The sequence below is a fragment of the Bradyrhizobium sp. GW821-FHT13H05 genome (genome assembly GCF_058804065.1).
In genome coordinates, this window is sequence record NZ_JBXAPO010000003.1 from 503635 (window position 1) to 527246 (window position 23612).

A 23612-nucleotide genomic window follows, 5' to 3' on the forward strand; every position below is an offset into this window, starting at 1 on the left:
GGCTTCAATCCCGGGTCAAATCGCGCGGCCAGACGTCTTGGCCATGGCCTGTGCACAAGGCGGTTCGGCAAGGCTAGCACTGGTAAAATCCTCGTCAAATGGCTATGTCTCCTGACGAATTGGCCCTTTGGCCAGCCCGATTCCCGTCACCACCGGAACCCGAACCATGAAAGCCGCCATCCTCGTCTTTCCCGGAATCAACCGCGAGCGCGACATGGCGCGCGCGTTGAGGCTGATCTCCGGCAGCGAGCCTGCGATGGTCTGGCACGCCGAGACGTCGCTGCCGGCAGGCACCGATCTCGTGGTGGTGCCCGGTGGTTTCTCCTATGGCGATTATTTGCGCTGTGGCGCAATCGCGGCGCGCGCGCCGGTGATGGATGCGGTGCGCGATTATGCGGCCAAGGGCGGCCTCGTGCTCGGCGTCTGTAACGGTTTCCAGATCCTCTGCGAGTCCGGCCTCTTGCCGGGCGTGCTGATGCGCAATGCGCGGCTGAAATTCATCTGCCGCGACGTGCATCTGCGCGTCGAGCGCTCCGACACGCCGTTCACCCGCGGCTACAATGCCGGCCAGGTGATCCGCGTGCCGGTGGCCCATGGCGAGGGCAATTACGAGGCGGATGAGGAGACCATCAAGCGCATCGAGGGCGAGGGGCGGGTGCTCTATCGGTACTGCTCGGCCGACGGCGCGGTCGACGAGAGCCACAACATCAACGGCGCGGCGCACTCCATCGCCGGCCTCGTCAACGACAGGGGCAACGTGCTCGGCATGATGCCGCATCCGGAAAACCACGTCGAAGACATCATGGGCTGCACCGACGGTCGCGGCCTGTTTGCCGGTCTCGTCCAGCATCTGGAAAAGGCCGCGTGATTTCATTCGTTTTGAAGCGTTCTCTCGCCGCGTTCGCAGCGCTGTTGTTTGCGACAGTCGCATTCGCCCAGGATTTTCCCAAGCGTCCTGTGACCATGATCGTGCCATTCGCGGCCGGCGGCACCTCCGACGTGATCGCGCGCACGGTCGCCGAGCAGATGGGCATCGCGCTTGGCCAGACCATCGTGATCGAGAACGTCGCCGGCGCCGGCGGCTCGACCGCGCTGGCGCGCGCCTCCCGCGCCGAGCCTGACGGCTACACCATCGCGATCGGCAATGCCGGCACCAATGCTGCGACCTACACGATCTATCCGAAGCTGCCGTTCACGCCCGACTCCTTCGTGCCGATCGCGATGGTGGCGAAGACGTTCGGCATCATCGCGCTGCGCAAGGATTTTCCGGCGAAGGACCTCAAGGAGTTCATCGCCTACGCCAAGGCCAATCCGGGCAAGATCAATCTCGGCCATGCCGGCGTCGGCTCGTCGAACTATTTGATCTGCAAGAGCTTCGTCACGGCGGCCGGGATCGATGCGACGCTGATCGGCTATCGCGGCGCCGCGCCTGCGCTGACCGACGCGATCGGCGGCCAGATCGACGGCGTCTGCGATGCCGCCGCCTCGGTCTCGCAGTCGATCAACGAGAAGCTGGTGCGGGGGCTCGTGGTCGGCTCGACCGTGCGGCTCGCGACGGCCCCCGACCTGCCGACGTCAACCGAGGCGGGCCTTCCTGAATTCGAGGCGCAGGGCTGGAATGGGCTGTTCGCGCCCAAGGGCACGCCGCCGGCAATTATCGCCAAGCTGAATGCCGCCGCGCGTACTGCGGTCGAGACCGACGCGGTGAAGAAGCGTTTCGCCGAGCTTTCGACCGTTGCGCCCGACGACAATGAGCACACGCCGGAGCTGCTCCAGCAGCTCGTGACGCGCGACGTCGAGAAATACCGGAAGATGCTCGCGGACGACGCCAAGCCGTAGCCGGCTTTACGCAGCTGAAGGAATCCGGGCGATAACCTTGATCTCGAAGTCGAACCCCGCAAGCCAATTTACGCCGACAGCCGTCCAGTTCGGATAAGGCGCGCCGCCGATCTCTGCGCTGCGGACAGCCATCACCATCTCGATCTGCTTCGCGGGATCGGTGTGAAACGTGGTGACGTCTACCACATCGTCGAGCGTGCAGCCGGCGGCTGCGAGCACGGCCCGCAAATTGGCAAACGCCCGCCGGACCTGGTCCTCGAAGACTGGCTCGGGTGAGCCGTCTTCACGACTGCCGACCTGCCCCGAGACGAAGAGCAGGTCGCCGGACCGGATCGCCGGTGAATACCGATGCGCGTTGTAAAGGGCATGACGGTTAGCAGGGAAGATGGCCTCGCGCTGGGTCATGTTTTGAGCCTTTCGGAAGAATGGCAGCGTCGCGAGTTGCCTTGCGGCGCTAGCTGTGCTGTTCATATACGGTTCGTATGTGAGTATATCGATCACATACGAGGCGTATGTCAATCGAAAAATGGAGTGGGCATGGTCGAGGGAAAGCGCGCCGCAGCCATGGCGGAAAATCGGGCCAAGCTCATCCGCGCCGCGCGCAAGGCGTTCGCCACGCAAGGTTATGCAGACGCCTCGATGGATGAACTGACGGCCTCGGTCGGGCTGACGCGGGGGGCGCTCTATCACAATTTCGAAGACAAGAAGGGCCTGCTCTGGGCCGTCGTCGAACAGATCGACGGCGAAATGGCACAGCGGCTCCGCGTGGTCCGCGAGCAGGCGCCCAACTTGTGGCAAGGCCTGCTCGCGGAGGGCAGTGCCTATATCGAAATGGCGCTCGAACCAGAGATTCAGCGCATCATGCTGCTGGACGGGCCTGCCGTACTCGGCGATCCATCCAAGTGGCCGGGCGAGAATGCCTGCCTTGACATCACGATGCGAACGATCGTGTCGCTGATCGAAGAAGAGGTCGTGAAGCCGGTTGATGTCGAAGCGGCTGGACGACTGCTGAACGGCGCGGCGCTCAGCGCCGCACTATGGGTCGCCGCGGCCGACGATCCGAAAGACGTACTGAACAAGGCCGTTGACGCGTTTCGAAAATTGGCGAGCGGATTGCTCCGCAAGCCGGCTTGACCGCGCGTGGGCGCAATGCGTCGACGACCCGCTAGCGCCACTTCAGCCGCTTCGCCGGCACCGTCATGGCCGCAACGCCGGCCATCACCAGCACCAGCCCCAGCGCCAGGTTCGACGGCACGGTCTCCCCGAGCAGCAGCACGGAGAGGCCGACGCCGATCGGAATGCGCAAATAGCCTTGCGCGTTCGTGGTCAGCGTGCCGAGCCGGCCGAGGCAGACGTAGAACAGCATCAATCCCAATGCGCTCGAGACGATGCCCATGACGATGGTGGCGATGATCGCCGTCGGTGTCGGGTGCAGCGTCCAGGACTGGTCGATGATCAGGGACGGCGGCAGCAGGATGAGGCCGCCGAACAGCAGCGAGCCGGCCGCCACCACCATAGGATCGTACTCGGACAGCCTGAGGCCGAAGATCGTCGCGCAGGCGAAGGAGATGGTGGCGAGCAGGATCGCGATCTCCGAGACGATCTGGCCGCCGAAGCCGTGGAGAGCATCGAGCCCTACGATGACCACGGTACCGGCGAGTCCCAAAATCGCGCCGGCGAGCTTCAACAGCGTCGCCGGCTCGTGCCGGGTGATCAGCGAGGTGATCAGGAAGGCGAAGATCGGCGTCGTCGAGGCCAGCACCACCGTGTTCGACGCCGGCACATATTGCTGCGACCAGGTGATGACCAGGAACGGGAAGGTCGAGTTGATCAATTGCTGGGTCGCGAACAGCTTCCAGGCCTTCAAATCGGTCGGGAGCTTGATGCCGCGCATCGAGAGGATCGCGAACAGGAAGGCAGCCGCAATCAGCGAGCGCGCCGAGATGAAGGTGATGGGCGGGATCGTATCCAGCGCGAGTTTTGGCAGCGGATAGGTCGAACTCCAGCAGCAGGCGAGCGCGAACAGCAGCGCGTAGTCGCGCCAGCTGCGCGCCCCGGTGGCGGGCATGGACGGCAATGGCGATGGCGCGGAGGCCGCTGCGCGACCCCTCGGCGATGTGCTCTGCGGCACCTTGTTCTGCTCCCCGGCGCGAACGCGCTTGCCGCAACTGTGGGCGAGGGGGCGCGAAAAGGGAAGGCGTCGAGCTATGCGTCTGGCTGAGGGAGCGGCTTCCGCTTGGCGCGCTTGATCGTCCCGGAGAACGTGAAAAGAAGACGCTCGCCGGAGGTCATCTGCCCGCGCAGGAAGATCAGCGAGCCGCCGGCGCGCGTGACCTCGCCGGTGCATTCGATCATCTCGCCCTCGTGTCCGGCATCCAGGAACTCGCAGCCGAAATTGACCGTCACGCCGCGGCCGTTCAGCGCGTGGCGGCCGATCGCGAACAGGCAATAGTCGGCGAAGGCCATGAAGCAGCCGCCGTGGACGTTGCCGGAGCCGTTCAGATGCTTCTTTTCCACCCGGAAGGCGCAGCGGACGCTGCCATCGGCCTCCAGGCGGTGCCAGAAGGGGCCGATATGGTTCTCAAAGCTGTCGCGGATCCAGGTCTGCCAGCCCGCAAATTCGCCCTCGGTCGCGACATGAAGCTCGGGGCGGGGGGAAGGGGCCGTTTTGGTCAATTCGTGCAAGGAAATGGGCCTTCAATTGCGGGTCTTTTGCCCTTAAATCCGATCCGTCAGCGCGGTGCAATTCCCGTTCCTGCGCCGACCTGCCGCAAAACGTGGGACAGCGGGAAAATGCGCCATAAAGGGCTTTTCCAAGCCCCCCGATGTTCCTAAGAACGGCCAACCGACGCCGAAAGCCCCTGAAGCCATGAAGAACGAACCCAAGATCACCCCGGAACTGGTCGCCGCCCACGGGCTCAAGCCCGACGAGTATGAGCGCATCCTGAAGCTGATCGGGCGGGAGCCGACCTTCACCGAGCTCGGCATCTTCTCGGCGATGTGGAACGAGCACTGCTCGTACAAATCCTCGCGCATCCATCTGCGCGGCCTGCCGACCAAGGCACCCTGGGTGATCCAGGGCCCCGGCGAGAACGCCGGCGTGATCGATATCGGCGACGGCCAGGCCGTGGTCTTCAAGATGGAGAGCCACAACCACCCGAGCTATATCGAGCCCTATCAGGGCGCGACCACCGGCGTCGGCGGCATTTTGCGCGACGTCTTCACCATGGGCGCGCGGCCCATCGCCTGCCTCAATGCGCTGAGCTTCGGCGCGCCTGAGCATGCCAAGACGCGGCATCTCGTCTCCGGCGTGGTGGCCGGTGTCGGCGGCTACGGCAATTCCTTCGGCGTGCCGACGGTCGGTGGCCAGGTGCGCTTCCACACCCGTTATGACGGCAACATTCTCGTCAATGCGATGGCCGTGGGCCTCGCCGATGCCGACAAGATCTTCTATGCGGCCGCCTCCGGCGTGAACATGCCGATCGTCTATCTGGGCTCGAAGACCGGCCGTGACGGCATCCACGGCGCCTCGATGGCCTCGGCCGAGTTCGACGACAAGTCCGAGGAGAAGCGCCCGACCGTGCAGGTTGGCGATCCCTTCGCCGAAAAACTGCTGCTGGAAGCCTGTCTCGAGATCATGGAAGCCGATTGCGTGATCGCGATCCAGGACATGGGCGCGGCAGGGCTGACCTGCTCGGCGGTCGAGATGGGTGCCAAGGGCGACCTCGGCGTCGATCTCGATCTCGATGCGGTGCCGACCCGCGAGACCGGCATGAGCGCCTACGAGATGATGCTCTCGGAGAGCCAGGAGCGCATGCTCATGGTGCTCAAGCCCGAGAAGGAAAAGGAAGCCGAGGCCATCTTCAAGAAGTGGGGCCTCGACTTCGCCGTGGTCGGCTACACCACACCGAGCAAGCGTTTCGTGGTCAAGCATGGCGGCGACGTCATGGCCGATCTGCCGATCAAGGAGCTCGGCGACGAGGCGCCGCTCTACGACCGTCCGCATGTGCCTTCCGCCGCGCTGCCTGTCGTGCACGCCCGCGAGGTGCCGGCACCGATGGGCGTAGGGAGCGCGCTGGAGAAGCTGATCGGCACGCCCGACATGTGCAGCAAGCGCTGGGTCTGGGAGCAGTACGACCACGTCATTCTCGGCAACACCATGCAGCGTCCCGGCGGCGATGCCGCCGTGGTGCGCGTGCAGGACGGCCCCAAGGGTCTCGCGCTGACCGTTGACGTTACGCCGCGCTATTGCGAAGCCGACCCCTATCAGGGCGGCATGCAGGCGGTGGCGGAAGCCTGGCGCAATATCACCGCGGTCGGCGGCAAGCCGCTCGCGATCACCGACAATCTCAATTTCGGCAATCCTGAGCGGCCCGAGATCATGGGCCAGTTCGTCGGCTGCCTCAAGGGCATCTCGGAAGCCTGCCGCACGCTCGACTTCCCGGTCGTCTCCGGCAACGTCTCGCTCTACAACGAGACCAACGGCCGCGCGATCCTCCCGACACCCTCAATCGGCGGCGTCGGCCTGCTCGACGATTTCACCAAGTCCGCCTCACTCGCCTTCAAGGCCGAGGGCGAGGCGATCCTGCTGATCGGCGACACCCATGGCTGGCTCGGCCAGTCGGTTTACCTGCGCGACATCTGCGGTCGTGAGGAGGGCGCGCCGCCGCCGGTCGATCTCGCTGCCGAGAAGCGCAATGGCGACTGCGTGCGCGGCATGATCCATGCGGGCACCGCGACCGCCGTACACGACCTCTCCGATGGTGGGCTGCTGATTGCGCTTGCCGAGATGGCGATGGCGAGCGGCATCGGCGCAAAGCTGCTGGCAGCGCCGACCGCGCTGGTGCCGCAGGCCTATTGGTTCGGCGAGGACCAGGCGCGCTATCTCGTCACCGTGCCGGAGGCAGAGGCAGGTCTCGTGCTCGCCAAGATGCGCGGCTGCGAGGTGCCCTGCGTGCGGATCGGCACCACCGGCGGCGATGCGATTGCGATCGCCGGCGAGGCACCGGTCGCGATCGATGCGCTACGCAAATCGTTCGAGCGCTGGCTGCCGGAGTATATGGGCAAGGCGGCGTAAGGCGCTTCAACAAGCTCCGTCATTACGAGCGCAGCGAAGCAATCCAGAATCTCACCGTTGAGGCAGTCTGGATTGCTTCGTCGCAAGGGCTCCTCGCAATGACGCACGGAGAGACCTTGGCCTCACAACACGTGCGACGCGCCCGGAATCTTCCGTAACACCGCCGTCAGTCCCCAGCTCAGCATCACCGTGAGCACGAAGCCGATCGCGGCCTTCATGATCGCCGGCCACCCGTAGTCGTACAGCGCGTACTGGATCCACAGCGCGATCGGGTAGTGCACCAGGAACATGCCGTAGGCGTCGGCCTGCATGCGGTCGAGCAGGTTCGGGCCCGGCGACTTCTGGTGCAGGAAGAACGCGAGGATCGCGAGCAGGATCGAGGCCGAGAACAGCACGAAGAACGTGCCGTAGATCGCCTGGTACCAGTGCGGCTGCGGGTCGGGGTTGCCCAGGATTTCGCGCTTGGTGTAGATCATGACCCACATCAGGCAATAGGGGATCAGCGTGACGATCACCCAAATCCAGCGGCTCTTCGGCAGTTGGCCGTCGGCGCTGAGGATGCCGCGATCGAAATTCGCCGCACCGACGCTGACGCCGATGAAGAAATAGGCGAAGTAGAGCAGGATGCGGCTCGCCTGCACCGAGAACGGCCCGAACTCGAACCACCGGCTGCCGCCGAAATAGAGCAACGCCGGCACATAGACGATGATGCTGACGGCGGCGAGCAGCAGCCAGAATACGGCCGGCTGATCAAAGCCGCGCAGCGAGATGCGGTTGACCGGATCGACCAGATGCGCCGAGACCCGGTAGAGCAGGCTCGCGGTCAGGTCGAACGCGAGCAGCACCCACACGAACCAGATCGGACCGCTCGGCCACGGGCCTGATGTGATCGTCTTCCACCAGAACGAAGCGAAGGTCAGCTCGGGATCGTGCCGCAGCGCGATCGCGTAATAGGCGAGCGGAATGACGGTGAAGGCCGCGATCGCAAATGGCAGCCCGAGCCGCAGCAGGCGGTCGCGCAGGAAAACCTTTGGCGCCTTGCGCGCGATGCCGGACCACGTGAACAGTCCCGACAGGAAGAAGAACATCGCCATGAAGAAGCTGTCGGTCGCCAGCACCACGATGTCGAAACCGATCCAGGACGCGGGGTCGGTGTGACCGAAATAGGTGTAGGGAATGACGGCGTGATGCAGCAGCACCACCAGCGTCAGGAAGGTGCGGGCGCGATCGAGCGACAGATTGCGCGCCTTGGCCTTCGGCGCGGCGTGCGCCTCTGCGCCGATTGCCGCGGAATGTGACATCGTGATCATCGTCGCCCCGGTTGCGCTCCTGTCCCGGGCGGACTGTGCCGCCGGGAACCGGATTCAGCAAGCGCAGTTTGTGCCGCAAAAGCTTCCCATCGTGCGATCAGGAACCAGTTCCGCGCAGCGAAGTTAGGGTCCACGTACAGGTTGAGGGCCGTTGAGTTGCGGCTTTGAGTCGGAGTTGGCGATGACGATCCTGAAATGGGCGCTGATCTTTTTATTGATCTCGATCGTGGCCGGTGTGCTCGGCTTCACCGGCATCTCGGCCGCCTCCGCCGACATCGCCCGCTTCCTGTTCTATGTCTTCGTCGTGATCTTTCTGGTGCTGCTGGTACTCGGGCTCACGATATTCAGGGCGTAGCCCCTGGAGTCATTCCGGGGCGGTCCGCAGGACCGAACCCGGAATCTCGAGATTCCGGGTTCGATGCTTCGCATCGCCCCGGAATGACAGCATCCAAAACTACCCCACTTCCTCGATCTTCACCTTGTCCGGATAGAAGGCGAGATGGCCGGAAATCTCCGTCATCGCGGGGAAGGGCGTTTCGTAGGTCCAGATCGCATTGTCCAGCGTCTTGCCGTCGGCCTTGACGCTGTAATAGCTCGCATCGCCCTTGTAGGGGCAATGGGTGACGCGGTCGGTGCGCTCCAGCAGCGCCATGTTGGCGTCCTCCCTGGGCACATATTGCACCGCCGGATATTTGGCCTCCTTCAGGGTCAGTGCCTTGCTGGTCTCGGCGATCACGACGTCGCCCGCCGTGACGCGGACGCGGCGGGGGGTTGGGGTGATGGTGATAGGGTGGTCCGGCCCTGGAAGCTTCATGATTTCACGCCTTTTCTATCGATCTGCCGCGCGCGGCACTTTGTCGTGCCTTTATCCTGATGGGATCAGGGATATAGTGCCTGAAGGCGTGACGTAGAAGGCCATTCACGCTAAGTTTGGCCCCGCCGGCAAGTTTGGCTTTGCAGATCCGGACCCCGGCAGCGATTCGACGCCGAGGCTAAAAGCGCCGAGGCTGCAGGCCGAGACAAGGAGCACGACCCGAATGCCCATGGACGCCCACGATATCGAGGCGATGATCAAGGCAGCGATCCCCGATGCCGAGGTGACGATCCGTGACCTCGCCGGCGACGGTGACCACTACGCCGCGACCGTGATCTCGGAATCCTTCCGCGGCAAGTCCCGCGTCCAGCAGCACCAGATCGTCTATCAGTCCCTGCAAGGCCAGATGGGCGGCGTACTGCACGCGCTGGCGCTGCAAACCGGCGTACCCGGGACCTGACCTGACCAGCACGACGGGGGCACGATGATGGCTGCGGACAATCCGCGCGGCGCGATGTTTCGCGTCATCCTGCCGAACCAGCACAGCCGCGTCACCAATGCCGAGCTGTTCTTCGACCTCGTGTTCGTCTTTGCCGTCACGCAGGTGTCGCACACCCTGCTGCACCATTTCACGCCGCTCGGCGCGGTGCATGTCACGGTGCTGTTCCTCGCGGTGTGGTGGGTGTGGGTCTACACCGCCTGGGTCACCAACTGGCTCAATCCCGAGCTGACGCCGGTCCGTATCCTGATCTTCCTGATGATGCTGGGCGGCCTCGTGCTGTCGACGACGATCCCGACCGCGTTCGAAGGGCGAGGCCTGTGGTTCGCGATCGCCTATGCGACCATGCAGGTCGGACGTACCGCGTTCTGGCTGTTCGCAACCCCGCGCCACCGGACGGCGGTGCGGCACAATGCGATCCGCATCCTGGTCTGGCTCAGCGGCTCCGCGATGTTCTGGATCCTCGGGGGCCTGGCGCACGGGGAGGAGCGGCTGTGGTTCTGGATCGTAGCGCTTACGATCGAATATATCTCGCCGGCGGTCCGCTTCTGGGTGCCGAAGCTGGGTTTCTCGTCGGTGGAGGCCTGGGCCGTCGAGGGCGGTCACATGGCCGAGCGCTGCGCTGGCTTCATCATCATCGCGCTCGGCGAGGCCGTCGTCGTCAACGGTGCGACCTTTGCCGAGCTGGACTGGACCGCAGACAACATCCTCGCCTTCGTCTCGGCGCTGGTCGGTGCTATCGCGATGTGGTGGATCTATTTCCACAAGGGCGCTGAAGCCGGCTCCGAACGCATCTCGAAGTCCGCCGAATCCGGCCGGCTGGCGCGGCTCGCCTACACCTATCTGCACATGCCGATCGTCGCCGGCATCATCCTGACCGCGGTCTCGGACGAGCTGGTGCTGAAGCATCCGGCCGGCCATTCCGATATCAGGACTATCGTGAGCACGATCGGCGGGCCGCTGGTGTTTCTGGTCGGCACCATCCTGTTCAAGCACGCGATCCGTGGCTTCCTCCAGCTCTCGCACGGCATCGGCATCATCCTCCTGCTGACGCTGTGGTGGTTCGCGGCAGCGCTCTCGCCGCTTTGGCTATCGGTCGCGACCACGATGATCATGATCGTCGTGGCAGTGTGGGAGTCGATGTCACTGGGATCGAAGCCGGAGGAGGCCGGGGAACATTGAGCTCCCGGCGCGTTTACTCCGCCGCCTCCAGCGCATGCACCGAGAACATCTTCGCCGCATCCATCCAGCTCTCGCGCACCCGCCAGCCGGCGCCCTGCGCCAGCGCCGCAAAACGCTCGATGCTGTATTTGTAGCTGTTTTCGGTATGGATGCTCTCGCCCGGGCGGAACGAGAAGCTGGTCCCGAGCAGGCGCACGGTCTGGTTCTTCTTGCTGATCAGGTGCATCTCGATGCGGTGCCGCTCGCGGTTGTAGATCGCGCGATGGGTGAAGGCGGAGAGGTCGAAATTGCCGCCGAGCTCGCGGTTGATGCGCACCAGCACATTGAGATTGAAGCGCGCGGTGACGCCGGCCGCATCGTTGTAGGCATCATGCAGCACGCGCTCGTCCTTTTCGAGATCGGCGCCGATGATCATCTGCGCGCCCTTGCCCAGGATCTGGCGCGCGCTCTTCAGGAAGGCCTGCGCTTCATGCGGCTCGAAATTGCCGATGGTCGAACCGGGGAAGAAGCCGACCTTGGGCATTGACGCGACCGTCTTGGGCAGCTCGAACGGCGTGGTGAAGTCGGCAGCCACGGGATAGATGGCGAGCGCGGGAAAATCCCGCTTCAGGCCGTTGGCCTGCGCCTTCAGGAAGTCGCCGGAGATGTCGACCGGGACGTAGGCCGCGAACTTGCACTGGTTCAGCAGCAGGCGGACCTTTGTGGTCGCGCCGGCGCCGAACTCGACCAGCGCCGCATGCTCCGGAATGATCGTTGCGATCTCGCTGCCGCGTTCCTTCAGGATTGATAGCTCGGTGCGGGTCGGATAATATTCCGGCAGGCGCGTGATCGCCTCGAACAGCTCCGATCCGGTCGCGTCATAAAAGTATTTCGGCGACAGTTTTTTCGGTTGCTGCGAGAGGTCCTCGATGGCCTCGCGGGCAAAGGCTGTGGTCTGCTCGTCGGGAAGATGGGCTTCGGCCAAAGCGCTGGCGTGCACATTCATGATACTCTCCTGAACGCGCTGTCCGGCGCGCATTTGTCGTCGGATGAGAATTTTACTCGTAGTCGGCGAGCCGCAGTCCGGTGAACTGCCAGCGGTGGTGCGGGTAGAAGAAGTTACGATAGGTAATACGGCTGTGCCCCTCCGGGGTTGCAAGCGAGGAGCCGCGTAGCACCAACTGATTGACCATGAACTTGCCGTTGTATTCGCCGAGGGCGCCTTCGATCGCGCGATAGCCGGGGTAGGGCGAATACGAAGAACGGGTCCACTGCCAGACAATGCCGAAGGCGTCGTTGAGCTGCTTGGTGCGGGCCGCGACCTCCCATTCCATCTCGGTCGGCAGATGCTTTCCGGCCCAGCGCGCGAAGGCATCGGCCTCGTAATAGCTGATGTGGCAGACCGGCGCGTCGGGGTCGACCGGCTTGAGGCCGGCGAGCGTCATCACCTGCCATTGGCCGTCAACCTCGCGCCAATGGCCCGGCGCCTGCCAGTCTTCCTTGCTGCCGGCGGCAAAGCCGTCCATCAGCCACAGCGTTGCGTTCGCGTAGCCGCCATCCCGCATGAAGGCGAGCCATTCGGCATTGGTGACGAGATTGCGGGCGATCCTGACCGGTCCGACCAGGGCGCGATGTGCCGGCTTCTCGTTGTCGAAATGAAAACTGTCATCGACATGGCCGACGGTGTGAATGCCTTCGTTGAGGGAGAGCCAGTCGTCGCCGCTGCGCGTCGCGGACGGAAAGCGCCAGTCCGGGTCGTAGGCGGGATAGACCGGGTTCTGGGCGAAGGCATGCAGGATGTCGGTGAACATCAATTCCTGATGCTGCTGCTCATGGTTGAGTCCGACCTCGACCAGAGGCGCAACGGTCCGGAGCTTGTCCTCGCCGGCCTCGCGGAAGAATTTGACGACGGCGGTATCGACATGGTTGCGGTAGGCGCCGACCTCGTTCGCACTCGGGCGGGTGATGTCGCCGCGATGATTGCGGGCATGACGGGGGCCGGCGCTGACGTAATAGGAATTGAACAGGAACGCGAAATCGGGATGGAAGGGGCGGTAGCCGGGGGCATGCTCGCCGAGCAGAAACTGCTCCCAGAACCAGGTGGTGTGGGCCCGGTGCCATTTCGCCGGGCTCGCGTCCGGCATGGACTGGATCTGCTGGTCCTCGGGCGAGAGCGGGGCAGCCCGGTGCTCGGTCTCGTTGCGGACGGCGAGGAAGGCATCCTCAAGCCGCCGGGCGAGGTTGCCCGGCGCGGAGGACGGTGACGAAAGCGGCGGACTGGCCGTAGCGGAGGCTTGTTTCGTCACGTTTTTCTCCAGACAGACAAGAGAACGTTGTTGGCGTTGCCCGGTTCCAAAACCGGGGTTTGTCCTAGATAGGGGCTCCGTTGCGGTATGAAAGTCCTCCCCGGTGATGATATTCGTGCCATCATGTAATGGGCTGCCGGGACCGGCCGCTCCGGGCCTGTTCGCCGCCATTTTACTTTGGATGCACAACGGTTTGGGCTACATATATAGGCAGGTATCGGGTTAAATCGGCTGAGCCAGCCCGAAGGGATTGTTGAGGGCTCCGCCCCAAAAGGACACGGATATGAGCATCGCGGAATTCATCGCCAACGAAGTGAAGTCAAACGACGTGGTTCTGTTCATGAAGGGTACGCCGCAATTTCCCCAGTGCGGTTTCTCCGGTCAGGTCGTTCAGATCCTCGATCACATCGGCGTTGGCTATAAGGGCCTCAACGTCCTCGAATCCGCCGAGCTTCGCAACGGCATCAAGGAATTCTCGAACTGGCCGACCATCCCCCAGCTCTATGTGAAGGGTGAGTTCATCGGCGGCTGCGACATCGTCCGCGAGATGTTCCAGGCCGGCGAATTGCAGCAGCTCTTCTCCGAGAAGGGCGTCGCCGTCGCGGCCTGATAGGTGACCCAGCTGACGCGCCGGATTGGCGGCGCCGAGCTCGAGGTCATCGTTGCCGACATCACCACGCTGAGCGTTGACGCCATCGTCAACGCGGCCGATACGTCGCTCCTTGGCGGGGGCGGCGTTGATGGTGCGATCCATCGGGCCGCCGGGCCCGACCTCGTCGCCGAATGCCGGATGCTCCACGGCTGCAAGACCGGCGACGCCAAGATCACCAAAGGCTATCGGCTCAAGGCCGCACATGTGATCCACACCGTCGGGCCGGTCTGGAACGCCGGCACGCTCGGCGAGGACGATCTGCTCGCCTCCTGCTATCGCCGTTCGATGGAGCTGTGCGGGAAGCACAAGCTGACCTCGGTGGCATTTCCTGCGATTTCGACCGGCATCTATCGCTTTCCTGCCGACCGGGCGGCCGATATCGCCGTGCGCACGATCGTCGAAATGCTGCCCGCAGCACCGTCCGTCACCCGTGTCGTGTTCTGCTGCTTCTCCGAGCCGAGCGCCAAACTCCATGCCGAGGCGCTTGCGCGACACAGCGGCCCTTGTGCCTGATAACGCGGTCAGTACACTCCGCCCGCCATGTTCCGGGGAGGGGATATGATCTTATATTCTGGACTGCGTTCATTTGTTTGCGGCGCGCTGGTCTCACTCAGTGCGATCTCGCTCGCGTGCGCTGAGGGCACTTACGAGATCCCGGCGGGCGCGCATTTCAACCCGGACAAGCTCGCCAAGGTCAGCGAGTTCTTCAAGAACGAGGTCGCGACCGGCAAGATTGCCGGCGCGACCGTGCTGATCAAGCAGCACGGCAAGCCGGTCTATCACGAAGCCTTCGGCGTGCAGGACGTGGGAAGCAAGGCGCCGATCACGGACAAGACCATTTTCCGCCTGTTCTCGATGAGCAAGGCGATCGCGTCCGTCGTCGCGGTGCAGTTGATCGAGGATGGCAAGATCAAGCTCGACGATCCCGTCTCGAAATACATTCCGTCCTTCGCCAATGTGAAGGTCGGCGTCGAAAAGAAGGCCGATGACGGCACCAAGTCGCTCGAGCTCGTGCCACCCGTGCGGCCGATGACGGTGCTCGACCTGATGCGCCACACCTCCGGCGTCACCTATGGCTTCTACGGCGACAGCCTGGTGCGCAAGGCCTATCGCGACGCCAATATCTATGCCGGCGACTTCGACCTCGCCGAGTTCGCCGAGCGCATCGCCAAACTGCCGCTGCACAACCAGCCTGGCGCGCTCTGGCAATACGGCCATTCCACCGACATTCTGGCGCGCGTGATGGAAGTCGCGACTGGAAAGCCGTTGATCGACATCGAACGGGAGAAGCTGCTCGGCCCGCTCGGCATGGTCGATACCGGCTTCTTCGTCACCGACCCCGAGAAGCAGAAGCTGCTGGCGCAGCCGGTGCCGAATGACGCCGATTTTCGCGTCGGCCGGATCAACGATCCGACGGTCGTCAAGAAAATCCAATTCGCCAGCGGCGGCATGGTGACGACCATGGCGGACTATGAGCGCTTTGCGCAGATGCTGCTCAACGGCGGGACCCTCGACGGCAAGACGATTCTCAAGCCCGAGACGTTCAAGCTGATGGTGACCGATCGGGTCGGCCCTGGCTCCGGCGTCGAGCGCGACTACTTCTACTTCCCCGGCGACGGTTTTGGTTTCGGCCTCGGCCTTGCCGTTCGCACCGATCCCGGCAACGCAAAGCCGCCGCCGCCCGGCGATCTCGGGGAATTGAAGTGGGACGGCGCTTCCGGCTGCTATTTCGTGATCGACCCCAAGCAGGACATGTTCTTTGTCCTGCTGGAACAGACCCCCACCGAGCGCCAGCGCGTGCAGCGCACATTGAAGCAGTTGGTTTATGAAGCCATGGAGAACTGACATGTTCGGGCGCCGCGCAATCGTCGCGGCGCTCGTTCTTCTGTCCGGCGTCGTCGGTGCGCAAGCGGGCTCCGAGGGCCGCGCGCACAGCCTCTCGTCCGAGGGCCTGGCCAAGGTTTCCGACTACATCAGGAGCGAGGTCGCGGCCGGAACGTTTCCGGGCGCAATCCTGCTGCTTCAACAGCATGGCAAGCCGGTTTACTACGAGAATTTCGGCGTCCGCGACGTCGCCACCGAAATATCGATGAGTGCGGACACGATCTTCCGTCTCTATTCGATGTCGAAGCCGGTCACGACAGTCATGGCGATGATGCTGGTCGAGGAGGGCAAGCTTTCGCTCGACGATCCCGTCGCAAAGTACATCCCGGCCTTTGGCGAGATGAAGGTCGGCGTCGAGAAGAAGGCCGAGGACGGCAAGATATCGCTTGTGCTGGAGCCGCTGAATCGTCCCGTCACGATCAAGGATCTGATGCGCCACACCTCCGGGCTGCCTTACGGCTATCAAGGCGGCGGCGCGGTGCGCGAGCTCTATGCCGAGGCCAATCTCTTCCACAGCAATCTCACCAACGCCGAATTCGCCGCGAGGATCGCCACACTGCCGCTGGTCGAGCAGCCCGGCACGATGTGGGACTACGGCCATTCCACCGACGTGCTCGGTCGCATCATCGAGGTGATCTCGGGGAAGACGCTGCTTCAGTTTGAGAAGGAGCGGCTGCTCGATCCGCTCGGTATGACCGAGACCGCGTTCTTCGTTGCCGATCCCGCGAAGTTCCCGCGCATTGCCGAGCCGATGCCTGGGGATCGCAACATCAACCCGACGACGCAGGTTCGCGATATCAGGCGGCCCGCGAGATGGGAATCCGGTGGCGGCGGCATGGTCGGCACCGTCGGCGACTACGCCCGTTTCGCGCAGATGCTGCTCAATGGCGGCACCTATGAGGGGCGCCGCTATCTCAAGCCCGAGACCATCGCGCTGATGGCGTCGGATCATATCGGACCCGAAACGAAGATCGCGCGCGACCAGAACTATTATCCGGGTGGCAGCTCCGGCTTCGGCCTCGGCTTCGCCGTGCGCACCTCGGTGCCATCGGGCACCTCGTGGCCGCTCGGCGAATATCGCTGGGACGGCGTCGCCGGCACGTTCTTCTTCATCGACCCCGAAGACGATCTGTTCGGGGTCTTCATGGTGCAGACTCCCTCGCAGCGCGGCAGGATTCAGCTGGCGTTGAAGACGCTGATCTACCAGGCAATGGGACGGTAGATTCTTTTTCTGACGCGTTTTCTTTACGCGAACCGGTACCCACTTTGCTCGAAAACGCTTTGACTACGCCCCGCGCACGATCTCTCTGATGTAGCCGATCGTTTCCTCGACCTGGGCTGCATTGACGTCGAGGTGGGTGCAGGCGCGGATGCGGCCGTCCATCATCGCGAGCGTCACGCCGCGCTGGCGCAGTGCCGCGACCATCTTGTCGCCGGCAACGCCTGCGCCGTCAGGCTTGAAGAACACCAGATTGGTCTCGGGCTCCTGCACCTCGATGCCTGCGATCTGCGACAGCCCGCGGGCGAGCGCGCGGGCATTGGCGTGGTCGTCGGCGAGGCGGTCGACATGATGGTCGAGCGCGTAGATGCAGGCGGCCGCGCAGATTCCGGCTTGGCGCATCGAGCCGCCGAGGCGCTGCTTCCACTGCCAGACCGCGTCGATGAAGGCGCGTGAGCCTGCGAGCACACCGCCGATCGGCGCGCCCAGGCCCTTGGAGAAGTCGATCCAGGCGGAATCCCAACCGGCCGTCATGTCGCGCGGAGAAATGCCGCTCGCGACGGTGGCGTTGAGCAAGCGCGCGCCGTCCATGTGGGTGACGAGGCCATGCTGCTTGGCGATCGCGACAATCTCGTCGAGGGCTGCCTTCTTCCAGATCGTGCCGCCGCCGATATTGGCGGTCTGCTCGACGCTGACGACGGTCTGCGGCGGCTGGTAGCGCGTGCGCGGGTGCAGCGCCTTGCGGAACGTCTCTGGCGTGAACTGGCCGTCGGGTCCCTTCAGCTGTGTGACCTGGAAGCCGCCGATCGCGGCATGCGCGCCGCCCTCGCGGGCGATGATGTGCGCGGTCTCATGCGCCAAAATCTCGTCGCCGGGGCGGCAATGAACCAGCGTCGCGGTGACGTTGCACATCGTGCCCGAGGGCATATAGACCGCGGCCTCCTTGCCAAGCAGATCGGCCACGCGCTCGCACAGCGCATTCACGGTCGGATCGTCGCCGACCTGCTCGTCGCCGACTTCGGCACGCGCCATCGCCTCGCGCATCGCAGCCGTCGGCCTGGTCTGTGTGTCCGACAGCAGATTGATGCGCACCGGCGGCGCCTTGGGATCGATCTTGGGAGGCGTGTACAGCATGGCTGATCTCGTCATCTGGTCGAACAATTGCGACGTATTGCGTGCGTGTCCCGATGACCTGTACTAGCCACGAGAACGTTGAGCGACGCGCTCTCGCGCGGCGAGGAGGATGTCGTCTGACGTGTCCGCCGTGAAGATATTGCAATCGGGCTGAGCAAACAGCCCCCGATATCGGCAGATATGCTCGTCGCGGGAGAGGGCCTTCCACGCTCGAAGCTCAGCATCAGTCGGCGCTGCCGAAAGCAGAATATTGGCGAATTGGTCGGCCATGCGAAACATCGATGGCATGCTACCAAACAAAAAGGCCCCGGAAAACCGGGGCCTTTGAATGTCGATGCTGCAATTATCAGCGCGAATAGAATTCGACGACCAGATGGGGCTCCATCTGCACCGGGAACGGCACGTCGGAGAGAGCGGGGATGCGAATGTACTTCGCGGTCATCTTGCCGTGGTCGACTTCGAGATAGTCGGGGGTGTCGCGCTCGGGGAGCTGGCTGGCTTCGAGCACGTGGGCGAGCTGCTTGGAGGCTTCCTTGACCTCGATCACGTCGCCGACCTTGAGCTGGTAGCTCGAGATGTTGACCTTGCGGCCGTTCACCTTGATGTGGCCGTGGTTGATGAACTGGCGGGCGGCGAAGATCGTCGAGACGAACTTGGCGCGGTACACGACCGCGTCGAGACGACGCTCGAGCAGGCCGATCAGGTTCTCGCCGGTGTCGCCCTTGAGGCGGCTGGCCTCGACATAGATGCCGTGGAACTGGCGCTCGGAAATGTTGGCGTAGTAGCCCTTCAGCTTCTGCTTGGCGCGCAGCTGCACGCCGAAGTCGGAGAGCTTGCCCTTGCGGCGCTGGCCATGCTGGCCGGGGCCGTATTCACGACGGTTGACGGGGCTCTTCGGGCGGCCCCAGATGTTCTGGCCCATACGGCGGTCGAGCTTGTACTTGGCTTCACTGCGCTTAGTCATCGCGTCCTCTTTGGGTTCACGGTTTGAGGAAACGCGCCCTCCTGTGTGACAGACCTTAAGTCCGGCACCGACAGGTCCGATCCCCAAAGCATAGGGGGCAGGACCACGGGTCGCGAAACGCTTCGCGGGCCGAAATCGGCCCGCGAGCAGGCGGCTTTTAGGTGAGTTTGGGGTTCGCTGTCAATGCGAATGGCCCCGGAATCAGGTCCCTGTCGCCCGAATGGGCTTCGACCCGCTTGAGCGCAATTCGGCAGCGATTTCAGTGTTCAGGACCTGCTCCAGCCGGGTCAGGATCCGGGCGATCGGGGCGGCGTCGGTGACCCGGTGGTCCCAGCGGATCACGACATGGATGGTCTGGTCGGGCTCGACCACCCCATAGCTCACGATAAACGGGCCGGGGGTGACCGGATGGAGCTCACCGCCGCCATAGGCGGCCACAGAGCTCACCGCGAAGCTGCCGAACCAATTGCCCCGCTGCCGGCCGAAATTGAGCCCGATCGCCCAGGACAGGCGCCGCAGCGGCCACGGCAGCCGGGTCGCCCGCATGATCTTGCGGAACATCGGGACATCCTCGATCGGCGCCGTCTTGGCACGCCGGATCTCGGCGTCGACCTGGGCCAGTGGCAGGGCCTCGGGGGCCGAGATTCGCTGCGGCATCACGCATTCCTCGCCGTCCTCGACCCGCGCAATGGCCACCAGCGCCACGCTCTTCGGCAGCTCGTAGAGCATCGGCCAGGGCCATTTGGCGTAGACGGTGCGCAGGACCGGCTCGTCCCTGGCGACCAGGGCAAACGCCTTGACGAACATCGCGGCCCAGCCTGCAGGCGCCGTTGCGCCCGTGCGGGCCTCGAGAAGGGCTCGGATATGGAGCGTGCGGGACAGCGAGACGAACGGCACATCCATCGACGCGCGCATGAGGTCGCAAATCAGGCGGCGCGGCAGCGAAATGGTCTTGGGCGTCCCGCGCATCGCTCTCCGGTTCCGGCTGATGAAAATATGTGCAGCGAGCGGGTTCCCGCTCGCCGCCTGCTCTAGCACGAACTAACCCGGTTGCGCCCGGTCCGTTCGCCGCATCAGGGCGCCGGCGAGGCCAGCGGCTTGGTCTTGTCGACGACGTAAACTCCAAGCACTTTCATAGCCTTGTCGCCGTGGGCCTTGGCGTCGTGCACGACGCCGGCCGGGATCTGGTAGGAATCGCCGGGTTTCAGGGTTTTCTCCGGCTGCCCGTCGATCAGGAGATTGAGTTCGCCTTCGAGCACGTAGCCGGTCTCGATGCCCGGATGGGTATGGCGTCCGGCCGCACCGCCCGCCGGGACCTCCGCAATGGCGGTGATGGTGTTGTAGCCGTCGGGAAATTCGACCTTCTGGAGCGGGGTCCGCTTGATGCCGGTTTGCTGAGCGAAGGCTGCAACGGCAAGGCCGGTGAAGGCGAGAGCGAGCAAAGTCTTTTTGAGCATGGTTTTTTCCTCCCTGGAACGACTGAGCCTAGCAAAGCGGCAGTTCCCGGCAAGGTGGCAATCGGCTTGATCAGCGTTTGATCCCCTCGAACGCGGCCATGATGCCCCGCTGGAACAGCGACCAGTCGAAGCCGAGCGCGATGGCACGGTAGCCCCGGTCGACCAGGGCGTTGGCCTGATCGGCAGTGCGGGCGACGCCGCCGATCGGCACGCCGCTTCTGAGGATGCCGGCCTCGGCGCGGGCGACCAGCTCCAGGAGCTCCGGATCGTCCATCTGGCCGCGCTTGTTGATGGAGGTCGCAAGATCGCCGGGACCGATCACGGCGACGTCGATGCCGGGCGTCGCCATGATCTCGTCGATGCGGTTGACGGCCTCGACATGCTCGATGGTGATCATGCAGATCATCTCGTCATCGGCTGACGCCATGTAGTCGGGCATCGACTGGCCCCAGCGGAACGGTGCGTGGAACGGCCCCCAGAGACGATCACCGCGCGGCGGATAGCGCACGCTGCGCACCGCCTTCTCGGCATCAGTGCGATTGGTGATCATCGGAAAATTGATACCGAAGGCGCCGATGTCCATCGGCGCCTTCGCCAGCCATGGCTCGTTCGCCGCGATCCGCACCAGCGGCGTGCACAGCGTGCCGGTCGTGGCGGCGATCATCGCATGTGCTTCGGTGAGCCCGATCGGGCCGTGCTCGAGATCGACGATGATCCAGTCGAGCGAGCGCGCCATGATCTGCACCGTCTGCACGCTCGGGATGGTCGCGATCGCACCGAAGGCGGGACGGCCCTCGCTCCACAATTGGCGGAGGCGATTGAGCGGCGTTGCGGGGACCGGCATGTGATGACCTGCGGAGAGATGGCGATGCGCGAAGCCTAGCAGCGCGCCGCGCCTCCGAAAAGTCAGGCGACTGCGCGGCCGCCGAAGAACGGCGTCAGCGTGGCAGAAAGGCCATGCGCGCGGTTCGAGGTGAAAATCATCTCCGCGCTGGATTGCACAACGTTGCCCGTGGGCGGACCGAGCAGATCGGAGACGCGGCGGGCAATGGCGGGCGCCGGATCGATCCATTCCACCGGCCAGGGCGCGAGCTTCTTCATCCGGTCGAGCAGCAACGGGTAATGCGTGCAGGCCAGCACCACCGTGTCGGTGCGAGAGGTCGGGTCGTCGCCGACGAAGCAGGGGGTGAGCTCGGCGAGGATATCGCCGTCGCTGATCGGCGTGCCGCCGAGTTCAGCTTCAGCCAACGAGGCCAGTTCGGGCGAGCCGACCAGCGTCACCTCGCAGCCGAGTGCGAAGTCGCGGATCAGGGCCCTGGTGTATTCGCGCTTCACCGTGCCCTTGGTGCCGAGCACCGAGACGCGGCGGGTCTTCGACTGCGCGCAGGCCGGCTTGATCGCCGGCACCGTGCCGACGAAGGGCAGGGAATAAGCGGCGCGCAGATGCGATAGGACCAGGGTGGAGGCCGTGTTGCAGGCGATGACGGCGAGGTCAGGATCATGCGTACCGATCAATTCACCCATCAGCGGCACGACGCGGGCGATGATTTCGTCCTCGCCGTGGTGGCCGTAGGGGAAGAAGGCGTCGTCGGCGACGTAGACGTAATGCGCGTCCGGGCGCGCGGCCACGACCTCACGCAGCACCGTGAGCCCGCCAAGGCCGGAATCGAACACCAGGATCGTCGGGGAGTCTGTCACGTCGTTACCCTAGCCCGTCATGGTTACCATTCGGTTTTTGGGGCGGTTTTACGGCGAGGCCGCCCGACGCCAGTTTGGAACGATTCAATTTCACGATTGCCGCATGTTCCCGCTATCAGCTGGGATGTTGCAGTGCGGACGGGGACGTATCCGCAAAATTCCGGAGGGCCGACATGATCAGAAATACTGGTAACGGCTGGGGCAGCGTTTCCCGCTGGTTGCACTGGATTCTGGCGCTGGCGATCCTCGGCATGATCGGCTTCGGCTGGTGGATGAACCACATCCCGGCGCGGCCCGACCGCTTCTTCTACCGCTCGATCCATGCCGATATCGGTTATCTGATCCTGCTGCTGACCGTGCTGCGCCTGGCCTGGCGCCTCATCAACCCGACGCCGGCGCTGCCGCCTGAGACCTCTCGCTGGCAGAAGATCGCGGCCCATGTCAGCCACGGCGCACTCTATCTCATCGTGATCGTGGTCGCGATGCTGGGCTGGGCGCATTCCGGTGCGCGCACGCCCAACTATTCGGATTTCTTCGGCCTGTTCAACGTGCCTCAATTCACCTCTCCGGACAAAGCGGCGGCTGGGGCCTATGAGGACCGACACATCCTCTTTGCCTATGTGCTGCTCGCACTGATCGCGGTTCATGTCGTCGCCGCCCTCTGGCACCACTTCATCCGCCGCGACCGTGTCGTGGCGCGGATGGTGACCGACGAGGCGGGGTAGGGGGCAAGATCGATCTTGGTGTTGTGGCGGCGCGTTTCTATCGACGCTGTCATGCCCCGGCTTTGACCGGGGCATCCAGTACGCCGCAGCTTCTCCGTATCCTCGCACTGCCTCTGGAATACTGGATCGCCCGCCTTCGCGGGCGATGACAGCGAGATTGTGGTGCGCTCGCAATGACGGGGTATGATGCAGCATCGCGACTGATCCAATTTACGATCGCAAGGAGACGTCATGCTCACCGTCCATCATCTCGGTAAATCGCAGTCCGAGCGCATCGTCTGGCTGTGCGAAGAGCTCGAAATCCCCTACGAGCTGAAGCGCTACGCACGCGATCCCGTGACGATGCTGGCGCCGCCCGACTACAAGGTGCTGCATCCGATCGGGGCGGCGCCGGTCATCACCGACGGCGAGCTGGTGCTCGCGGAATCAGGCGCCGTGGTCGACTACATCGTTGCAAAATATGGCAACGGCCGACTCGCGCTCGGTCCCAATGATCCCGCCTTCGCGCAATTTCTGTACTGGCTTCATTTCGCCAATGGCACCCTGCAACCCGGCATGGGCCGGCTGATGATCCTGAACCGGCTCAAGATCGCCGAGGACAATCCGACTCTGCTCGCGATAAAGGGGCGCCTCGATCGGGCCTACGATCTTCTCGACGGAAGGCTTGGCGAGGCCGAGTATCTTGCGGGCAGCGCTTTCACGACCGCCGATATTATGACGGCGTTTTCGCTCACCACGATGCGCTACTTCCAGCCCTATGATCTCCAGCGCTGTCCGAACGTGGTGAAATATCTCGGCCGGGTCAGTGCACGGGCGGCCTATCGGCGTGCGATGGAGAAGGGCGATCCCGGCATGGCGCTGCTCCTGAGATGA

The 23612-nt window shown here is 64.0% G+C and carries 27 protein-coding genes; 13 read left to right on the plus strand and 14 right to left on the minus strand.

Annotated features, from left to right (window positions below; translation table 11 throughout):
- Positions 1–166 precede the first annotated feature (166 nt).
- Both purQ and AC1RR3_RS11240 read left to right on the plus strand, forming a co-directional pair.
- Positions 167–868: a phosphoribosylformylglycinamidine synthase subunit PurQ gene (gene purQ, locus AC1RR3_RS11235; RefSeq protein ID WP_492822367.1), complete on the plus strand. Its 702-nt coding sequence runs from the start codon at positions 167–169 to the stop codon at positions 866–868.
- Positions 865–1839 (plus strand): tripartite tricarboxylate transporter substrate binding protein BugD, encoded by a 975-nt coding sequence (locus AC1RR3_RS11240; protein ID WP_492822369.1) that lies wholly within the window; start codon positions 865–867, stop codon positions 1837–1839. Before purQ ends, AC1RR3_RS11240 begins: the two co-directional genes overlap by 4 nt.
- 6 nt (positions 1840–1845) lie before the next feature.
- On the opposite strand, the gene AC1RR3_RS11245 is transcribed toward AC1RR3_RS11240, so the two are convergent.
- Positions 1846–2244, minus strand: coding sequence for a RidA family protein (locus tag AC1RR3_RS11245; protein WP_492822371.1), 399 nt, complete (start codon positions 2242–2244; stop codon positions 1846–1848).
- 132 nt (positions 2245–2376) lie between these two features.
- Between AC1RR3_RS11245 and AC1RR3_RS11250 the strand changes: the two genes are divergently transcribed.
- The gene (locus AC1RR3_RS11250) at positions 2377–2973 is read left to right on the plus strand and encodes a TetR/AcrR family transcriptional regulator (protein ID WP_492822373.1); all 597 of its coding nucleotides are present in this window, start codon (positions 2377–2379) and stop codon (positions 2971–2973) included.
- Positions 2974–3004: 31 nt separating this feature from the next.
- On the opposite strand, the gene AC1RR3_RS11255 is transcribed toward AC1RR3_RS11250, so the two are convergent.
- Together AC1RR3_RS11255 and AC1RR3_RS11260 are read right to left on the minus strand one after the other, a co-directional pair.
- Positions 3005–3970, minus strand: coding sequence for a DMT family transporter (locus tag AC1RR3_RS11255; protein ID WP_492822375.1), 966 nt, complete (start codon positions 3968–3970; stop codon positions 3005–3007).
- Between the two features lie 74 nt (positions 3971–4044).
- On the minus strand, positions 4045–4524 hold the full coding sequence (locus tag AC1RR3_RS11260) for a PaaI family thioesterase (RefSeq protein ID WP_492822377.1): 480 nt from the start codon (positions 4522–4524) through the stop codon (positions 4045–4047).
- A gap of 184 nt (positions 4525–4708) precedes the next feature.
- On the opposite strand from AC1RR3_RS11260, the gene purL reads away from it, so the two are divergent.
- Positions 4709–6916, plus strand: a complete 2208-nt coding sequence (purL, locus tag AC1RR3_RS11265) for a phosphoribosylformylglycinamidine synthase subunit PurL (protein WP_492822379.1) — start codon at positions 4709–4711, stop codon at positions 6914–6916.
- 122 nt (positions 6917–7038) lie between these two features.
- Here the strand turns inward: purL and AC1RR3_RS11270 are convergent, their stop codons facing one another.
- Entirely contained in the window at positions 7039–8226 is a 1188-nt protein-coding gene (locus AC1RR3_RS11270; RefSeq protein WP_492822381.1) for an acyltransferase family protein, read from the minus strand.
- A gap of 181 nt (positions 8227–8407) precedes the next feature.
- Between AC1RR3_RS11270 and AC1RR3_RS11275 the strand changes: the two genes are divergently transcribed.
- Entirely contained in the window at positions 8408–8581 is a 174-nt protein-coding gene (locus tag AC1RR3_RS11275; RefSeq protein WP_008139417.1) for a DUF1328 domain-containing protein, read from the plus strand.
- Positions 8582–8680: 99 nt separating this feature from the next.
- Here the strand turns inward: AC1RR3_RS11275 and AC1RR3_RS11280 are convergent, their stop codons facing one another.
- Positions 8681–9040: a DUF427 domain-containing protein gene (locus tag AC1RR3_RS11280; RefSeq protein WP_492822383.1), complete on the minus strand. Its 360-nt coding sequence runs from the start codon at positions 9038–9040 to the stop codon at positions 8681–8683.
- Between the two features lie 223 nt (positions 9041–9263).
- Between AC1RR3_RS11280 and AC1RR3_RS11285 the strand changes: the two genes are divergently transcribed.
- Together AC1RR3_RS11285 and AC1RR3_RS11290 are read left to right on the plus strand one after the other, a co-directional pair.
- Positions 9264–9500, plus strand: coding sequence for a BolA/IbaG family iron-sulfur metabolism protein (locus tag AC1RR3_RS11285; RefSeq protein WP_008139419.1), 237 nt, complete (start codon positions 9264–9266; stop codon positions 9498–9500).
- Positions 9501–9527: 27 nt separating this feature from the next.
- The gene (locus tag AC1RR3_RS11290; RefSeq protein WP_492823146.1) at positions 9528–10721 is read left to right on the plus strand and encodes a low temperature requirement protein A; all 1194 of its coding nucleotides are present in this window, start codon (positions 9528–9530) and stop codon (positions 10719–10721) included.
- A gap of 13 nt (positions 10722–10734) precedes the next feature.
- Here the strand turns inward: AC1RR3_RS11290 and egtD are convergent, their stop codons facing one another.
- The gene (gene egtD, locus AC1RR3_RS11295; RefSeq protein WP_492822386.1) at positions 10735–11706 is read right to left on the minus strand and encodes an L-histidine N(alpha)-methyltransferase; all 972 of its coding nucleotides are present in this window, start codon (positions 11704–11706) and stop codon (positions 10735–10737) included.
- Positions 11707–11758: 52 nt separating this feature from the next.
- Positions 11759–13006, minus strand: coding sequence for an ergothioneine biosynthesis protein EgtB (gene egtB / locus AC1RR3_RS11300; protein ID WP_492822388.1), 1248 nt, complete (start codon positions 13004–13006; stop codon positions 11759–11761).
- Positions 13007–13289: 283 nt separating this feature from the next.
- Between egtB and grxD the strand changes: the two genes are divergently transcribed.
- From grxD to AC1RR3_RS11320, 4 genes are read left to right on the plus strand one after another with little or no spacing between them, the layout of a single operon-like run.
- On the plus strand, positions 13290–13616 hold the full coding sequence (gene grxD, locus AC1RR3_RS11305) for a Grx4 family monothiol glutaredoxin (RefSeq protein WP_008139425.1): 327 nt from the start codon (positions 13290–13292) through the stop codon (positions 13614–13616).
- A 3-nt stretch (positions 13617–13619) separates the two neighbouring features.
- On the plus strand, positions 13620–14171 hold the full coding sequence (locus AC1RR3_RS11310) for an O-acetyl-ADP-ribose deacetylase (protein ID WP_492822390.1): 552 nt from the start codon (positions 13620–13622) through the stop codon (positions 14169–14171).
- 45 nt (positions 14172–14216) lie between these two features.
- On the plus strand, positions 14217–15503 hold the full coding sequence (locus AC1RR3_RS11315) for a serine hydrolase domain-containing protein (protein ID WP_492822392.1): 1287 nt from the start codon (positions 14217–14219) through the stop codon (positions 15501–15503).
- Between the two features lies 1 nt (position 15504).
- A complete protein-coding gene (locus tag AC1RR3_RS11320; protein ID WP_492822394.1) occupies positions 15505–16764 on the plus strand; it encodes a serine hydrolase domain-containing protein in 1260 nt (419 codons plus the stop codon).
- Between the two features lie 63 nt (positions 16765–16827).
- Here the strand turns inward: AC1RR3_RS11320 and AC1RR3_RS11325 are convergent, their stop codons facing one another.
- The 7 genes from AC1RR3_RS11325 to murI form a co-directional block, all read right to left on the minus strand.
- Positions 16828–17895: a threonine aldolase family protein gene (locus AC1RR3_RS11325; RefSeq protein ID WP_492822396.1), complete on the minus strand. Its 1068-nt coding sequence runs from the start codon at positions 17893–17895 to the stop codon at positions 16828–16830.
- Between the two features lie 63 nt (positions 17896–17958).
- Entirely contained in the window at positions 17959–18165 is a 207-nt protein-coding gene (locus tag AC1RR3_RS11330) for a hypothetical protein (RefSeq protein ID WP_492822398.1), read from the minus strand.
- A 76-nt stretch (positions 18166–18241) separates the two neighbouring features.
- The gene (rpsD, locus tag AC1RR3_RS11335) at positions 18242–18859 is read right to left on the minus strand and encodes a 30S ribosomal protein S4 (protein ID WP_063195345.1); all 618 of its coding nucleotides are present in this window, start codon (positions 18857–18859) and stop codon (positions 18242–18244) included.
- A gap of 201 nt (positions 18860–19060) precedes the next feature.
- Positions 19061–19828, minus strand: coding sequence for an acyltransferase (locus AC1RR3_RS11340; RefSeq protein ID WP_492822400.1), 768 nt, complete (start codon positions 19826–19828; stop codon positions 19061–19063).
- A gap of 104 nt (positions 19829–19932) precedes the next feature.
- Entirely contained in the window at positions 19933–20316 is a 384-nt protein-coding gene (locus AC1RR3_RS11345; RefSeq protein WP_492822402.1) for a cupin domain-containing protein, read from the minus strand.
- A gap of 70 nt (positions 20317–20386) precedes the next feature.
- A complete protein-coding gene (locus tag AC1RR3_RS11350; RefSeq protein ID WP_492822404.1) occupies positions 20387–21160 on the minus strand; it encodes an HpcH/HpaI aldolase family protein in 774 nt (257 codons plus the stop codon).
- 62 nt (positions 21161–21222) lie between these two features.
- Positions 21223–22014 (minus strand): glutamate racemase, encoded by a 792-nt coding sequence (murI, locus tag AC1RR3_RS11355; protein ID WP_492822406.1) that lies wholly within the window; start codon positions 22012–22014, stop codon positions 21223–21225.
- A gap of 173 nt (positions 22015–22187) precedes the next feature.
- On the opposite strand from murI, the gene AC1RR3_RS11360 reads away from it, so the two are divergent.
- Positions 22188–22739 carry a cytochrome b gene (locus tag AC1RR3_RS11360; protein WP_492822408.1) on the plus strand — a complete coding sequence of 184 codons (552 nt, stop codon included), beginning with the start codon at positions 22188–22190 and terminating at the stop codon, positions 22737–22739.
- A gap of 231 nt (positions 22740–22970) precedes the next feature.
- Positions 22971–23612, plus strand: coding sequence for a glutathione S-transferase family protein (locus tag AC1RR3_RS11365; RefSeq protein ID WP_492822410.1), 642 nt, complete (start codon positions 22971–22973; stop codon positions 23610–23612).